Annotated in this window: 11 protein-coding genes and 1 pseudogene; 6 read left to right on the plus strand and 6 right to left on the minus strand. The window is 60.8% G+C overall.

The annotated features are described in order from the left end of the window. Window positions 1-3: 3 nt before the first annotated feature. From EQW76_RS17855 to EQW76_RS17870, 4 genes are all read left to right on the plus strand, one after another. Window positions 4-774 (plus strand): transporter substrate-binding domain-containing protein, encoded by a 771-nt coding sequence (locus EQW76_RS17855; protein WP_142830120.1) that lies wholly within the window; start codon window positions 4-6, stop codon window positions 772-774. Between the two features lie 134 nt (window positions 775-908). Continuing rightward, the gene (locus EQW76_RS17860; RefSeq protein WP_142830119.1) at window positions 909-2,240 is read left to right on the plus strand and encodes an efflux RND transporter periplasmic adaptor subunit; all 1,332 of its coding nucleotides are present in this window, start codon (window positions 909-911) and stop codon (window positions 2,238-2,240) included. Next, the gene (locus tag EQW76_RS17865) at window positions 2,237-5,353 is read left to right on the plus strand and encodes an efflux RND transporter permease subunit (protein WP_142830117.1); all 3,117 of its coding nucleotides are present in this window, start codon (window positions 2,237-2,239) and stop codon (window positions 5,351-5,353) included. Before EQW76_RS17860 ends, EQW76_RS17865 begins: the two co-directional genes overlap by 4 nt. Continuing rightward, window positions 5,350-8,469 carry an efflux RND transporter permease subunit gene (locus EQW76_RS17870; protein WP_143123048.1) on the plus strand — a complete coding sequence of 1,040 codons (3,120 nt, stop codon included), beginning with the start codon at window positions 5,350-5,352 and terminating at the stop codon, window positions 8,467-8,469. Before EQW76_RS17865 ends, EQW76_RS17870 begins: the two co-directional genes overlap by 4 nt. Here the strand turns inward: EQW76_RS17870 and treZ are convergent. Next, window positions 8,466-10,274 carry a malto-oligosyltrehalose trehalohydrolase gene (gene treZ / locus EQW76_RS17875; RefSeq protein ID WP_142830254.1) on the minus strand — a complete coding sequence of 603 codons (1,809 nt, stop codon included), beginning with the start codon at window positions 10,272-10,274 and terminating at the stop codon, window positions 8,466-8,468. The two genes, EQW76_RS17870 and treZ, sit on opposite strands and share 4 nt — an antisense overlap. 231 nt (window positions 10,275-10,505) lie before the next feature. Between treZ and EQW76_RS29055 the strand changes: the two genes are divergently transcribed. Both EQW76_RS29055 and EQW76_RS17880 read left to right on the plus strand, forming a co-directional pair. Further along, on the plus strand, window positions 10,506-10,682 hold the full coding sequence (locus EQW76_RS29055) for a hypothetical protein (protein ID WP_153816483.1): 177 nt from the start codon (window positions 10,506-10,508) through the stop codon (window positions 10,680-10,682). 391 nt (window positions 10,683-11,073) lie between these two features. Next, a complete protein-coding gene (locus EQW76_RS17880) occupies window positions 11,074-11,841 on the plus strand; it encodes an SDR family oxidoreductase (RefSeq protein WP_142830114.1) in 768 nt (255 codons plus the stop codon). A 2-nt stretch (window positions 11,842-11,843) separates the two neighbouring features. Here the strand turns inward: EQW76_RS17880 and pncB are convergent, their stop codons facing one another. The 5 genes and pseudogenes from pncB to EQW76_RS17905 all read right to left on the minus strand — a co-directional run bounded on the left by pncB (window position 11,844) and on the right by EQW76_RS17905 (window position 16,117). After that, window positions 11,844-13,148, minus strand: coding sequence for a nicotinate phosphoribosyltransferase (pncB, locus tag EQW76_RS17885; RefSeq protein ID WP_142830112.1), 1,305 nt, complete (start codon window positions 13,146-13,148; stop codon window positions 11,844-11,846). 274 nt (window positions 13,149-13,422) lie between these two features. Continuing rightward, a pseudogene (locus EQW76_RS17890) lies at window positions 13,423-13,617 on the minus strand (hypothetical protein); the annotation flags it as partial. 114 nt (window positions 13,618-13,731) lie between these two features. Beyond that, window positions 13,732-15,360, minus strand: coding sequence for an ABC transporter ATP-binding protein (locus EQW76_RS17895; protein WP_142830108.1), 1,629 nt, complete (start codon window positions 15,358-15,360; stop codon window positions 13,732-13,734). After that, a complete protein-coding gene (locus EQW76_RS17900; protein ID WP_224128621.1) occupies window positions 15,357-15,857 on the minus strand; it encodes a type II toxin-antitoxin system VapC family toxin in 501 nt (166 codons plus the stop codon). The genes EQW76_RS17895 and EQW76_RS17900 overlap by 4 nt, the downstream gene beginning before the upstream one ends. Continuing rightward, the gene (locus EQW76_RS17905) at window positions 15,857-16,117 is read right to left on the minus strand and encodes a hypothetical protein (RefSeq protein ID WP_143123049.1); all 261 of its coding nucleotides are present in this window, start codon (window positions 16,115-16,117) and stop codon (window positions 15,857-15,859) included. Before EQW76_RS17905 ends, EQW76_RS17900 begins: the two co-directional genes overlap by 1 nt. Window positions 16,118-16,131 lie beyond the last annotated feature (14 nt).

Consider the following 16,131-nt stretch of genomic DNA (forward strand, 5'->3'; position numbering starts at 1 on the left):
ATTTTGACAGGCTCGAAAACATACGGCAGCGCCGACGATGCCGGAAGGCGCGAACTTCTTCCCACCGGCACCCTCAGGGCCGGCGTTGTAGCAGCACCTGCGCCATCGGCACTGTTCGTGACACTCGACGAGGCTAGCGGAATATATAAGGGTGTTACGGTGGATCTCGTTACCGAACTCGCCCGGCAGCTGGGCAGCCCGCTGGCGATCACCGGATTTGCAAACTCCGGTGACTGTACGCAAGCCCTCGAAGACGGCAGGATCGACGTGAGCTTCATGCCGGTGGATGCAGAGCGAAGCACGCGCGTGGCTTTCGGGCCGGCCTATTACATCCTGGAAAGCACCTATCTCGTCAGCCACGCCTCAGGCATCGTCGATTTGACCGGCGTCGATGACGACCGAGTGCGGGTCGTCGGCATTGCCAATACCACGACTATTCGCAGTGCGGCGCGCACCCTTTGTCATACGGCGCCCGTTGCCGTTTCGACGATTGCGGAGGCCGTCGAACGCCTACGATCGGGAAATGCCGATGCTTTGGCGTTGTCGCGGGATGCATTCCAGACGCTTCTGCCGCTGCTCCCCGGCGCGCGCGTTCTCGATGGCGGCTTCCAGGCAACGGGCATCGCCATTGCTGTCGGCCGCGAGAAACCCATGGCTCTCTCGATTGTCAGCGAGTTCATGGAGAAAGCCAAGCGATCGGGACTGGTCCGCCGCGCACTCGATTCAGCCGGGTTTGCCAATGAGCCGGTCGCACCGGCGGTTGTCACGCCTTAAACTGCTGCGAGCACTGCTGTTTTGCCCGTCCACGTGGACAAAATTTAATTCCGCTACAAATTCCTTCTGCGCCCGCTGCACGATAAGGTCGTGACCGACGGCTCTTGTCTGGAATCGCGAAAGAAGGTGAATAAATGGCTCGGACTTCTCGGGTCTTGATATCGGTCGTAATCGTCGCCGCCATCGGCGTCGGAGCCTACGTCCTTCGCGACAGCTGGCTGGGACCGGCCGAGCGCATGCTTGGCGTGGGTCAAGCTGCAAACACCCAGCAGGCAAGCGGAACACGCGGTGGCGGGCGACGACGCGGGGCGGCGCAATCGACGGGCCCGACGGCAGTGCTGACAGCCGTGGCAAAGGCGACGGATGTGCCTGTCTACATCGACGGTGTCGGCTCGGTGAAACCGCTCAACACCGTCACTGTTCGGCCGCAGGTCAGCGGCGAGCTGGTAGAGATCCATTTCGAGGAAGGCCAGGACATCAAGAAGGGCGACGTGATCGCCCGTATCGACGATGCCGTCTACAAGGCCACGCTCGACCAGGCCGTTGGCAAGAAGGCCCAGGACCAGGCGCTGCTGCAAAGTGCCCAGAACGACTTCGAGCGCTACCAGCGGCTGCTTCAGTCGAACTCCGGTACGCAGCAGCAGGTCGATACGGCAAAATTTCAGGTTGCCCAGTACCAGGCGCAGGTGCAATCCGACCAGGCGGCCATCGAGAGCGCGCAGGCAACGCTCGACTATACGACCATCAAGGCACCGATCGACGGACGCACCGGTATCCGCAATGTCGACATCGGCAACATCGTCAGCTCGACCGATACGACCGGTATCGTGACGCTTTCCCAGATCCGGCCAATTTCCGTCGTCTTTTCCGTGCCGCAGCAGCAGCTGGCCAAGGTCAATGCCGCCAACGCAGCAGGCACTCTCAGCGTTCAGGCCCTTGCAGGCGGCGACCAGGCCGTTGTCGATACCGGCACGCTGGCAGTCGTCGACAACCAGGTCGACGTGACCACCGGCACGGTGAAGCTCAAAGCCAATTTCCCTAACGAAAAGCTGGCACTCTGGCCTGGTGCTTTCGTCAATGCACGCCTGCTGATCGAAACAATGAAAGGCGTGATCGTCGTGCCGACCGCAGCCGTCCAACGCGGTCCGAACGGAACCTTCGCCTATCTCCTCCAGCCCGACCAGACCGTGCTTATGAAACCGATCAGGGTCGGACAGCAGGACGATGTCCAGGCCGTGATCACCGACGGTATCGCCGCCGGCGACATCGTCGTGACGACAGGATTTGCAAGGCTGCAGACGGGCTCCAAGGTCGAGGTCTCCGATCCTTCGAAGCCGGCCGTCGATAAACCGGCGACAACAACCGGAGCCGATGGCAAGCCGCACCGGCATCACAACAGCGACGGCGGCGACAAGCCCGCAAACGATGGAGCGGCGCCGGCCAACCCGCCGGCAGCGACGCAATGAGCGTCTCCTCGCTCTTCATCAACCGCCCGATTGCGACATCCCTGCTGGCAGTAGCCGTACTGCTGGGAGGGTTGCTCGGCTACGCGCAGCTGCCGGTGGCGCCACTGCCGCAAGTCGATTTCCCGACGATCCGGGTGACGACGCAGCTTCCCGGCGCCGATCCGGATACAATGGCGTCGCTGGTGACGGCACCGCTCGAGCGACCGCTCGGCCAGATCCCCTCGCTTGCCTCGATGACCTCGTCCAGCGCCTTCGGCATAAGCCAGATCACCCTACAGTTCGACCTCGGCCGCGATATCGACGGTGCTGCGCAGGACGTGCAGGCTGCCATCAATGCCGCCGGGTCGACATTGCCGAAAACCCTTCCGTATCCGCCGACCTATTCCAAGGTGAACCCAGCGGACACGCCAATCATCACGCTGGCGCTACGTTCCTCCAGCTATTCGATCCGCGATCTCAGCGATTTCGCCGATACGATGATGGCCCAGAAGCTGAGCCAGGTCAGTGGCGTCGGCAATGTCACGATCCAGGGCGGCGTCAAGCCGGCGATCCGTATCCAGGCAAACCTGCCTCGCCTCGCCTCGTACGGGCTTGCGCTCGAGGACATCCGCAGCGCTATCGTCGCTGCCAGCGTTGCCGGTGCGAAGGGTGCGCTCGACGGCACGCACCAGTCCTTCACGCTTGCCGCGAACGACCAGATCGTCGATCCCGAGGCCTACAAATCGGTGATCGTCGCCTACCGCAACAACGCGCCCATCCTGCTGAAGGATATTGCCGATGTGGTGCAGGGCCTTGAGAACACGCGCGTCGGTGCCTGGTACCAGGGCAAGCCGGCGGTCATCATCGATGTCATGCGCCAACCCGGCGCAAACGTCATCAAGACAGTCGGCGATGTCCTCAAACAGCTACCGCAGTTGAAGGAAGCACTGCCGGCCGGCATTGCCCTCGATATCGTCAATGACCGAACGGAAACCATCCGCGCTTCGATCCACGATGTACAATGGACGCTGGCGCTCAGCGTCGGGCTGGTCATTCTCGTCGTGTTCGTTTTCCTGCGGACGATCACCGCCACCATCATCGCTGCTGTGGCGCTGCCGCTCTCGCTGATCGCCACTTTCGGCGTCATGTGGTTTGCCGGATTCAGTCTCGATAACCTGTCGCTGATGGCACTCACGATCGGCACCGGCTTCGTTGTCGACGACGCCATCGTCATGATCGAAAACATCGCCCGCCACATCGAGGAAGGTGACGACCCGATGCACGCGGCGCTGAAGGGCGCAGGCGAAATCAGCTTTACGATCATCTCTCTGACCTTCTCGCTGGTCGCGGTTTTCATTCCACTGCTGTTCATGACCGGGATCGTCGGGCGGATGTTTCGCGAGTTCGCGCTGACGCTGACAATTGCCGTCGTCGTGTCGGCAATCATCTCGCTGACGCTGACGCCGATGATGTGCGCCCGTATCCTGCGCAAGCCGGCAGAGGGTCGCCGCGGCATGCTCGCCGGCGCTGACCGGATGATGGACCGCCTGATTGGTGGCTATCGCCGGAGCCTCGTCTGGGCCATCGATCGCAGCCCGCTGATGCTGCTTCTGACCGTAATGACACTGGTTGCGACCATCGGCCTCTACATCTTCATTCCAAAGGGTTTCCTGCCGCCGCAGGATACTGGCCTCATTACCGCAGTCATTGAAACGGAGCCGACGACGTCCTTCGAATCCATGAAGCGGACGCAGGCGCTGGTGACGGAGCGGCTTCGTGGCGACAAGGACGTCACCGGCATCGTCTCGGTGGTCGGGGCCAGCGCCAACAACCTGACGCTCAACACCGGTACTCTCAGCCTTGTGCTCCGCCAGCGCAGCGATCGCACCTCGTCCTCGACAGAGATCATCGACCGGTTACGCAACGAGGTCGCCGGAATGCCGGGGGTTCATGTGACCTTCCAGAGCGTGCGGGACATCAGCATCAGCACCCGGTCGAGCCGTGCGCCGTACCAGTACACCTTGACTGGCACCGATACCGCTGTCGTCGTCGACTGGGCGCAGAAACTGGCGACCCAATTGCAGAAGGCGCCGACCCTGGTCGATGTCTCCTCCGAAGTTCAGACGGGCGGCGGACGCATCTTCGTCGATGTCGACCGGGAAACGGCGTCGCGCCTCGGTGTCTCGATGCAAGCGGTCAGCGACACGCTGAACGACGCCTTCGGACAGCGCCAGATTGCCACGATCTACGGGCAGTCGAACCAGTACCGCGTCATCGTCGAGGCGGCACCGCAGTTTCAGGCGGATCCGAAATCGCTCGACAAGCTCTATGTCGCCGGCACCGGCGATGTCCAGGTACCACTCAATGCCTTCTCGACCGCAACCTTCACCACTGCGCCGCTGGTCATCAGTCATGACGCGCAATTTCCTTCGGTGACGCTCAGCTTCGATTTGGCGCCAGGCGCGTCACTCAGCGATGCCGTCAGCGCGGTAACGGCAGCCGAAAGCGAAATCGGCATGCCGAACAGCATCCAGAGGGCTTATTCGGGGGATGCAGAGGAGTTTTCGTCATCGCTTGCCGGCGAGCCCTGGCTCATCCTGGCGGCGGTCGTGACCATCTACATCGTTCTTGGACTGCTCTATGAAAGTGCGATCCACCCGATCACCATCCTGTCCACCCTGCCGTCGGCCGGTGTCGGCGCGCTTCTGGCGCTGATGCTGTTCGGCCAGGACCTGTCGCTGATCGCATTGATCGGCATCGTGCTTTTGATGGGGATCGTCAAGAAGAACGCCATCATGATGATCGACTTCGCGTTGGAGGCAGAGCGCAGCGGCGGGCTGCCACCGCGCGAGGCGATCCTGCAAGCGTCGATCCTGCGTTTCCGGCCGATCATGATGACGACGCTGGCAGCTCTCTTCGGCGCGTTGCCACTGGCGCTGGCAACCGGCACGGGTTCGGAATTGCGCACCCCGCTCGGTATCAGTATCGTCGGCGGACTTGTGCTCAGCCAGTTGCTGACACTCTACACCACGCCAGTGATCTACCTCGCCTTCGAGCGGCTGCGCAGCCGCATCGTCGGCCGGCCGACGGGCACCCCGGCACCAGAGGCGAGCGGAGCGGGAGGCCGGGCATGAACATCTCCGAGCCGTTCATCAAGCGGCCTGTCGGCACGGTGCTCCTGTCGATCGGGCTGATGATCCTCGGCTTCGTCTCCTATTTCTTCCTGCCGGTCGCCAGTCTTCCGGCCGTCGATCTGCCCACCATCATCGTGTCGGCCAGCCGGCCGGGCGCCGATCCTGCCAGCATGGCGGCCAGCGTCGCGGCCCCCCTCGAACGGCATCTCGGCACGATTGCCGGCGTTACCGAACTGACGTCTGTGAGTTCGCTCGGCTCGACCAGCATTGCCATACAGTTCGATCTTTCCCGCAGCATCGATGGTGCCGGGCAGGATGTGCAGGCGGCACTCAACGCTGCTGCCATCGACCTCCCGGCTGACTTGCCGACACTGCCGTCGTTCCGCAAGGTCAATCCGGCCGCAGCACCTGTTCTCATCCTGGCAATGACCTCCGACAATCTGGCACCGAGTGCCGTTTACGATGCTGCCGACACGGTGGTGGTGCAGCAGATTTCACAGGTTGATGGCGTCGGTGAAGTGACCGCCAGCGGCGCCGACCAGCCAGCGGTGCGCGTCCGGCTTAACCCCGACCGGCTATCGGCCATCGGGCTTTCACTCGATGCAGTACGCACCGCCATCGTCAATGCCAATACGCTTGGACCCATCGGCTCTATCGACGGCAAGGATGCAGCCTTCGCCATCAGCATGAATGCACAGTTGAAGACGCCAGAGGCTTTCGGCCGCATCATCATCCGAAGCGGCGATGGCACGTCGGTTCGCCTGTCCGATATAGCCACCGTCGAGCCCGGCGTCCGCAACAGCCGCTCCGACGCCTGGTATAACGGCAAGCCTTCGGTGCTGCTCAATATCACCAGGCAGGCGGACGCCAACGTCATTTCAACCGTCGACGCGGTAAAGGCGCTGATCCCCGAACTGCAGAAAACCATTCCCGCCGGGATCAACATCGCAATTCTTTCCGACCGGACAACCACCATCAACGCCAGCGTCGATGACATGCAGTGGACGCTGCTCGCAACCGTGTTCCTCGTCATGGCGGTGGTCTTCGTATTCCTGCAACGGACGACGCCGACCCTGGCCGCCGGGGTGACCGTGCCGTTGTCGCTGGCCGGCACCTTTGCGCTGATGTGGGCCTGTGGGCTGTCGATCGACAACCTGTCGCTGATGGCGCTGGTTGTTTCCGTCGGCTTCGTGGTCGACGACGCCATCGTCATGATCGAGAACATCTACGCAAACCTCGAAAAAGGGATGCGGCCGATGGAGGCGGCAAAAGAAGGCGCGCGACAGATCGGCTTCACCGTCATTTCGATCAGCCTGTCGCTGCTGGCAGCCTTCATACCGCTGTTCTTCCTCGGCGGGATCATCGGTCGGTTCTTCCAGGCATTTTCGCTGACGCTCGGTTTTGCGATCGTCGTCTCGACCGTCGTCTCCCTGACCGTAACGCCGATGATCTGTGGCCACTGGCTGCTGGCTCACGACAACGAAGCGCCGCCGAATTTCTTCGCCCGCACAGTCGAAAGGACGCTGGACGCCGTTGTCGGCTTCTACGGACGGACCTTGAAGGCTGTTCTGCACCACCGCGCGATGGCTATTGTCGTCATTTTCGGCTGCGTCGCCATCACGGCGTTTCTGTATGTTAAAGTGCCGAAGGGCTTTATTCCGCAGGACGATACCGGCTTCATTCAGGGCGGCACCGAAGCCTCTACGGATATCTCCTATCCCGCCATGGTGCTGTTGCAGCAGAAGGCGGCAGCGATTGCCAGCGCCGATCCAGCCGTTTCCGGGGTTGGATCATCGGTTGGTGGTGGTGGCTTTTCCAGCTCGATCAACAGGGGGCAATTGCTGATTTCGCTGAAGCCTGCTGCGGAACGCGTTTCGACCGACGAGGTCATAGCCCGGTTACGAACGCAGCTGGCCAAGGTGCCAGGGCTCAGTACCTTCCTTTTCTCCCCCAGTGACATTCGCGTCGGCGCGCGGTCGTCACAATCGCAGTACCAGTTTACTCTCTGGGATTCCAATTACGACGAACTCGTTGCCTGGGCGCCGAAGGTGCTGGCGGCGCTGCAGGCAGAACCGGCGCTTGCGGATGTCGCCACCGACCGCCAGCCGAACGGGCTTCAGGCGACCGTCAACATCGACCGCAGCGAGGCGGCACGGCTTGGCGTCAGCATCCAGTCGATAGACAGCGCTCTCAACAATGCTTTTGCCCAGCGACAGATCTCGACGATTTATACTCAGCGCAACCAGTATCGCGTCGTGCTTGAAGCCGATCCGACCTATGCCCTTGATCCGGAAGCGATCACCAATCTCTACGTACCGGCTGCGGATGGCACCCAGGTACCCCTCAGCAGCGTTGCCAAGGTGCAGCGCACACTGGCGCCACTAGTTGTCAACCACCAGGGGCAGTTTCCAGCCGTCACCCTTTCCTACAACCTTGCGCCCGGGGGCACGCTACAGGCCGCCAACGACAGCGTGATACGCGCCGTCGCCGATCTGCACCTTCCGGATTCGCTGCATGCAGACTTTGCGGGCGATGCTGCAAGCGCCGCGCAATCGTCCGGTGGCCAGCCGCTCCTGCTGTTGGCCGCGTTGGTCGCCGTCTATATCGTGCTGGGGGTTTTGTACGAGAGCCTGGCGCATCCGCTGACCATCATCTCGACGCTGCCATCGGCAGGGCTTGGAGCCTTGCTGGCGCTGGAAATCAGCGGAACGGAGCTTAGCATCATTGCCTTTATCGGCATTGTGCTGCTGATCGGCATCGTCAAGAAAAACGGCATCATGCTGGTGGATTTTGCCCTTGAAGCAGAGCGCACGCGCGGTCTGTCATCGGAAGAAGCGATATTCCAGGCCTGCCTGCAGCGGTTCAGGCCCATTCTGATGACGACGCTGGCTGCCATCATGGGTGCCGTGCCGTTGATCATCGCCACTGGGCCGGGCTCCGAACTTCGCCGCCCGCTCGGGATCACCATTGTCGGCGGCCTGGTGATCTCGCAGGTCCTGACGCTTTATACCACCCCGATCATCTACATCATGCTCGCCAAGCTGCACCGCCGCTGGTCTTTCCGGCGCCGGGCTAAGCCTGTCGATGTCAGGGATGGCGAGTCTTCCGAGGCCTAACCTATCGACCAGATGACCGACCAGGGCGAGAGGATACCATCGGCAAACTTGCCCTGGCTCCAGATGACCCGGCCTTGCAATGCCTCTCCGTGGTGCAGCTCGTCGGCACCGACGTTTGCGAGCAGCCGTAGCGAGGTGCCGTCGACGAGCGACCAGTTGACCGCCACCAGCTTGCCCTCGACGCTGTACCCGCCGCCGGCACTGACAATGCCCGGAAGGCGGGGAATGATTTCCTGACGCCTTACCTCAAGGAGGTCGCGGTAAAGGGCCAGCCGCGCGGCGCCCGCTTCTTTTTCCACATCCTGCCAGTCGAGTTTCGCAGACAGGAACGTTTCGCGCCGCGTCGGGTCCGGCACATCGGCAACGTCATCGTCGAAGCCGGGTAGCCGCGAGAGCTCCTCCCTTCGACCCTTCCGGACGATCTCGTTCAGTTCGTCGTTGAAGTCGCAGAAATACGGGAAGGGCTGCCTTGCGTCCCATTCCTCACCCATGAACAGCATCGGGATCTGCGGTGCCAAGAGGTAGATCGAGGCCATGGCTTCGATTGCCTCTGGCGACGCTGTCTCGTTGAGACGATCCCCGAAGGCACGATTGCCGATCTGATCATGGTTCTGGATGAAGGATATGAAGGCTGTCGGCGGCAGTGCTCCACTGGGCTGGCCTCGCGCCGCACCACGGTAGGGCATGTGCTCGCCTTGAAATACGAAGCCCTCGGCCAGTCCGCGTCCGATCTTGGCGGGATCGTCGGCGTAGTCTGCGTAGTAGCCAAAATCCTCGCCCGACGCCGCGACGTGCATCACGTGGTGCATGTCGTCATTCCACTGGGCGGTATAAAGCTCGGGCTTGCCATAGTTGTTGCGAAACAGCAGCGCGCTGTTGTTGTCCTCGTTCTCGACAATGAGGTGGATATGCCGTCCGGAGATTTCGCTGCGGATGCGTCGCGCCATTTCCTTCAGGAGATGCTCGCGGCTGTCGTCGACAATCGCGTGGACAGCATCGAAGCGAAGACCGTCGACGCGAAACTCCTGGAGCCAGTACAGAGCATTCTGGATGACGAATTCGCGGACGAACTGCGATCCCTCGCCATCGTAATTGATGCCCTGCCCCCAGGGCGATTTGTGTTTGTCGGTGAACAGCGGCGCATAGGACGGGAGATAGTTTCCGTCCGGGCCGAAGTGATTGTAGATCACGTCGAGAAAAACGCAGATGCCCCGCTCGTGAGCGGCGTCGATCAGCGCCTTGAGATCCTCCGGGCGTCCATAGCTGCCATGCGGCGCATAGGGAAGGACGCCGTCATAGCCCCAGCCCCGCTCGCCCGGAAAATCATTGACCGGCATGAGTTGAAGCGCGGTTATCCCGAGTGACTGCAGGTGGTCCAGCCGGTCGATGACCGCTCGAAATGTGCCTTCCTGCGTGAATGTGCCGACATGAAGTTCGTAGACAACAGCCTCTTCCCATGCCAACCCGGTCCACCCCGTTGACCTCCACACATAAGATTTGGGGTCGACCACCTCACTCGGGCCATGCGGGCCGTCAGGCTGAAACCGGGACGCGGGGTCAGGAACTTCCAGGCCATCCTCGAGAACGAACTTGTAAGCGGTGCCGTCCCCGGCGCCATCTATGTTGACGCTGAACCAGCCATCGACACCGGCAGCCATGGGGACCGGCGCCACATCGCCTATTCGCAGGGATACAGCCTGTTGGCGGGGCGCCCATAGACGGAAAAGCATGCCGCTGGCGGTAAAGACGGGGCCGAAATGGGCGAGGCTCACAGGCGTACTTTCTCTCAAGACATACAAACGCATCAGGAAGGTGTGGTCGCCTAACTGGCTGAGAACGAAATTTGTTCCGAGATCCAAGGCCAAGCCGCCCGCTCGCCGGGGGTGCCGGCAGCGCCTGCGCAAGAAGGAGGACAGGCACGAATGTTGATCCACCCAGGCGCAATGGAAAGAAGCGAACGAAAACAATGCCGCATAAACGGGAACCGATTAGCCGCTCAAACGGTTTGACGGGCATAACCTTACAAGGAGTACATCATGGTTCGTGGCAATATGGTTCGTGGCCGGTTCAAGGTCTTTGTTGCAGTGATTTTTGCCGTGGCCTGCATCGTCGCAGCTGGCTACGTATTTCTGGGTCATCCCGGAGACCCCAAGACAGACGTAAAACCGCTCGATACGTCTTCGATCTCTTTGCCTGAAAAGGCAGTTGCCTAGCGAAAATTGATCGTCCCAAAACGAAAAAGCCTGCCGCGGGAGGAGGTGCGGCAGGCTTTCGAAAAGAACCGATCGACAACTGGGAGGAGGAGTGTTGCCGATCCTACGGAAAACCCTGGGAGGAGGAGTAGGCTTTCCGTACCATCGAAGCTCTGCGGGAGGAGGTGCATTGCTTCGATGAAAACGACTATACCGATATTTTGCTCAAAACCTAGGCAGAAATTCGCAGGGCAGCTATGCGCTATGCGCTTAGCGGTTGGCTCTCGTTGAGCTAACTCGCGTCATCCCCTTATGTGAACAATAAACGCTCTCCCGCGTCCGATTGCGTTGCCAAGCGAGGCGGGATCACTATCGTAGTGCTCTCGGAGATGTCGAATACTGGAGAGCAAGAATGGCGGGCAGGCTCAAGGACAAGGTTGCGATCATTTCAGGAGGCGCGACCGGCATGGGCGGAGCGTCCTCCCGGCTTTTTGCTGCAGAGGGCGCCAAGGTGGCGATCATCGACCGCAATGGCGATGCCGCAGCGGAAACGGTCGCGGATATCCGGCGACAGGGAGGCATCGCGGATCACTGGACCGCTGACGTCTCGCAGGAGGCAGAGGTTAACGCTGCCGTCGCGTCCGTGGAAAAAGCCTTCGGGCCGACGACGGTCCTTTTCAACCATGCCGGCACCATCGTCATCAAACCGTTTCTGGAAACGACGCTCGAGGACTGGGAATGGCTGCACGCCGTCAACGTCCGCTCGATGTTTCTGATGACGAAAGCCGTGATGCCGCAGATGCTCGCAGCCGGCGGCGGCTCCATCGTCTGCACCTCCTCGATTTCTGCCGTGGCAGCGACGCCTATGGAGGTGCTTTACGATACGACGAAGGGGGCTGTACACATGTTTGCACGAGCGATCGCCGTGGAGTTTCGCGACCGAAATATCCGCTGTAATGCTGTTTGCCCCGGTTTCATCCGCACGCCCCATGGCTTGAAGGAAGTTGCCGAATTGCAGGCCCTCGGCGTCGATGTCTCGGATGCGGCAATCGCTGCCCAGCAAGGCCGCATCGGCGAGCCCGAGGATGTCGCTCGGGCAGCGCTGTACCTTGCGAGCGACGACTCCAACTTTGTCAACGGCGCCCATCTCTTCGTCGACAACGGCTTTACAGCCATGTAGCTTCAGACGAGGACCGGCTGCTCGACCCTCTCCTCAGTTCCGAAGAATTTCAGGTATCTCTCGACTTCGGCCGGTTCGCCGGTCGCCTTTTGCGGATTGTCGGAGAGTTTGACGGCGGGGCGGCCATTGGCCTCGATCACCTTGCAGACGACAGAAATGGGCGCAAGGCCGCGGATCTCTGTCGGGGCGCAGCCGGCGAAGTCGTTTGTGAGGTTGGTGCCCCAGCCAAAGCCCATGCGTGCCCGTCCATCGAAATGGCGATAGGTGTCGATGATCGCATCGACATCCATGCCGTCTGAAAAGATCAGCAGCTTCTGGCGCGGATCGCGGCCCATCTTTTCCCACCAGGCAATGATCTTCTCGCCGCCTTCGATGGGAGGGGCGCTATCCGGACGGAAGCCGGTCCAGTCCGCCACCCATTCAGGGGCATCGCGAAGGAACGCGGCCGTGCCGAAGGCATCGGGAAGGACAATAAGAAGATTTCCGCCGTAGAGCCGGTTCCAGTCGCGCAGCACCTTGTAGGGCGCATTCGCCAGCTCCTGGTCGGTTTGCGCAAGTGCTGCCGCCACCATCGGCAATTCGTGGGCGTTCGTGCCAACGGCTTCCAGGTCCGAGTCCATAGCCAGAAGCACGTTGCTGGTGCCGGTGAAGGCCTGCCCCACACCTTCCTTCAACGCCTCGACACACCAACGCTGCCACAGGAAGCTGTGACGCCGCCGCGTCCCGAAGTCGGAAATCCGCAGGTTTGGCAACTCGCGCAGGCGCTCGACCTTGCCCCACATCTTGGCCTTGGCGCGCGCGTAGAGAACATCGAGCGTGAAGGGCCCGAGCGCCTTCATGGCTGCACGCGAGCGCAGTTCGTTGATGATAGCGAGTGCGGGGATTTCCCACATCGTCGTCTCTTTCCACGAACCGTGGAAATTCAGGACATATTGGCCGTCCTTTTTCGTCAGCTCGTACTCAGGAAGCTGAAAGTGCGATAGCCAGGTCAGAAATTCGGGCTCGAAGATCTGCGCGCGACCGTAGAACGAGTTACCGGCGAGCCAGATCATCTCTTTCTTGGAGAGGCGCAGGGTGCGCGCATGATCGAGCTGCTCACGCAGATCGTTCTCATCGATCTCGTCGGCGAGGCGCACTGTGCGGGTACGGTTGATGAGCGAAAACGTGGCGTCGACATCCGGATAAAGCTTCCAGATCATCTGCAGCATCAGCAACTTGTAGAAGTCCGTATCGATCAGGCTGCGGATGATCGGATCGAGTTTCCAGGCGTGATTGTAGACGCGGTTGGCGATATCCGTCTTGGTCATGCTGCTCGTCCCGTATCACTGCATGCTGCTTTGCACGTCCCCGCTGCAGGCCTAAAGCAAAGCAGGTGGGGGTCGCGGCTATTCTTATCAAAAAATGCTGCGGAAGAGTCCAGTCGCAGAACAAAGATTGATGCAAATTCGTGCCCTGCCGCTTTTTTCGCGTGCAGGGTTGCTGAAGTTTTGACCAACCGACCGTGCCAAGCTCCTGTTCGTAGCGCGGCTATGGTGCCGGTTTAGCCGGGGCGGTGGGTGACTGGGTCTCCGTTGTCGTTGTAGGAGATGCCTGTTCGGCCTTGTGGCTGCCCCAGATCTCGACGGGGATCCAGACGATGAAAGAGAGGACGAGAGCTGCCACGAGAACTGTCAGAACTCGGCGCCCGACGCGACCCTGCCGCGCCTTTGTGGCGGGAAGCCCGCCTTCGGGTACGCTTGAGCTTTCCGGCTCCTGCCAGCGGTTCTTTGGATCGATGGTTGCCATTCTCTCCTCCTTTGGTTGACGAAGCGCTGCCGCCCTGCGCTGCCGTTAACAACTCAGAACGGACGTTCCTGCCGAAGGTTCCACCCGTGCAAGGATCGGCCGGCCCTAGTGCTGCAAAGCTGGCGTCGGCACAGCCTCGATATCGAATGCAGCGGCGAGCAGCGCACGTGTATATTCGTGCTGCGGATTGCGGAATACATCTGCCGATGCGCCCTGCTCCACCACCTTGCCGAAGCGCATGACGATGAGATCGTTGGCCAGCGCCTTGACCACCTTCAGATCGTGGCTGATGAACAGGTAAGCCAAGTCGTGCTTGCGCTGGAGATCGCGCAGGAGATCGACCACCTGGGCCTGGACGCTCATATCGAGTGCCGATGTCGGTTCGTCCAGCATGACGAAGCGGGGCTTCAGCACCATGGCCCGGGCGATGGCGATGCGTTGCCGCTGGCCGCCGGAAAACTCGTGCGGGAAACGCCAGCGGGTTAGCGGGTCGAGACCGACCTCCTCCAACGCCCAGCAGACGCGCTGATCCCGTTCATCTGAGCTGAGGCCGCGCTCATGCACCTTCAATCCCTCGGCGATGATGTCGCCGACCGACATGCGCGGACTGAGCGAGCCATAGGGATCCTGGAAGACGACCTGCAACTGGTTGCGCAGCGGTCGCATCTCCGTGAAGGAATAGGCCTCGATATCACGACCGACGAAGCTGATACGACCCTTCGAGGAAATCAGCCGCGCCAGTGCGAGGCCGAGCGTCGTCTTGCCGGAACCGGACTCGCCGACGACGCCAAGCGTCTGGCCGGCGCGCAATGTCAGGTCGATGCCATCCACCGCCTTGACGTGATCGACGACCTTGCGCATCAGCCCTGACTTGATCGGAAACCAGACCCGGATATCCGACCCCTGCATGACCACCGGCTTGCTGGCATCCGCCAAAGGCGGCTCGCCGCGCGGCTCGGCTGCCAGAAGATGGCGCGTATAGTCATGCTGCGGGCGGCTGAAGACATCTTCGACACTCCCGGTTTCGACGATCTGCCCGTTGGTCATGACGCAGACCCGGTCGGCAAACTTTCGGACAATGCCCAGGTCATGGGTGATGAACAGCATCGACATGCCGTGCTGCCCCTTGAGATCGCGCAGCAGCTTTAGGATCTGGGCCTGGACGGTGACGTCGAGCGCCGTCGTCGGCTCGTCGGCGATCAGCAGTTCCGGCCGATTGGCGAGCGCCATGGCGATCATCACGCGCTGGCGCTGACCACCGGATAACTCATGAGGGTAGGCTTTCAGCCGCTTTTCGGCATCGCGAATGCCGACCTGATCGAGCAATTCGAGAATGCGGACGCGGGCGGCCTGCCCCGTCAGGCCCTGGTGAAGTGCCAGAACCTCGCCGATCTGCTTCTCGATCGAATGCAGCGGATTGAGCGACGTCATCGGCTCCTGGAAGATCATGGTGATATCGTTGCCACGCACAGAGCGCAGCTGGTTGTCCGATGCTTTCAGAAGATCCATGCCCTTGAACAGGATTTCTCCGGAAGGATGGCTGGCCGAAGGGTAAGGCAGCAATCGCAATATCGAATTGGCCGAGACCGACTTGCCGGAGCCCGATTCCCCGACCAGCGCCACCACCTCGCCCTTCCGGATATCAAAGGATATGCCATCGACAGCCGTCGTGGTTCGTCCGCCCTGATGGAAAGCGACGGAGAGATTGCGGACGGACAGGAGCGGTTCGGTCATGAGGCCAGGCTTTGCAGGAGGGATGTCAAGGTGGGTTCGTCCGGGCGGAGAATGTCGAGCAGCGGTGGAGCTTGGCCCAGTACGTTTTCGCTGCCAGGAAGTGCGTACTGACCCTTGATACCATGATCATTGGTGAGGATATGCGAACAGTTTGCTTCCATGGCCGTCGCAACATGGATCGCGTCCGGCAACTTCAGATAAGTGTTATGGGCGCGAAGAGAAGCAGCGGAGGTAAGAACGGTCCTTCGAACGGGGATTACCTCCATCCAAGGACTTGGTCTGATGAGTGCTTCATAGCGCAAGACTGCTTGAGGGTCGTTGTCTCTCATAGGCCGAACAAGAAGTTCGGACAATGTGAGCTCGCTGGTAGCAAAGCGCGCACCCGGCTGGCTATCGATATTGCCAAAAATCTCTGACAGCTTTTCACTGATTTCATCTTCAGCTTCGAAAGCTATGACGAAAATATTGGTATCCAGATAGATCGTCCCGAACGCCATCAATCATCCCACTCGTCGCGCAATGCGCGGATACGCGCGACGGCCTCTTCGGTCGTCACGGATGGCCTACCGAGCGCTTTATAACTTCTGATGGCTTCGACAACGTCTTTACCGGTCATCGGCTTTGTTTCGATGTGCAGAGCGGGAACGCGATCTTCAACCTCTATGACCACGCGGACAGTCCCTACCGGATTGAAGCCCTCTCGCAGATCTTCCGGCAGTTTCGATACAGGATAATGGTCACGCACGAGCTTGTTCATGGTTCAACCTTTCC

This window comes from Rhizobium sp. rho-13.1 (genome assembly GCF_007000305.1).
In the GTDB taxonomy this organism is placed as follows: Bacteria; Pseudomonadota; Alphaproteobacteria; order Rhizobiales; family Rhizobiaceae; genus Rhizobium; species Rhizobium rhododendri.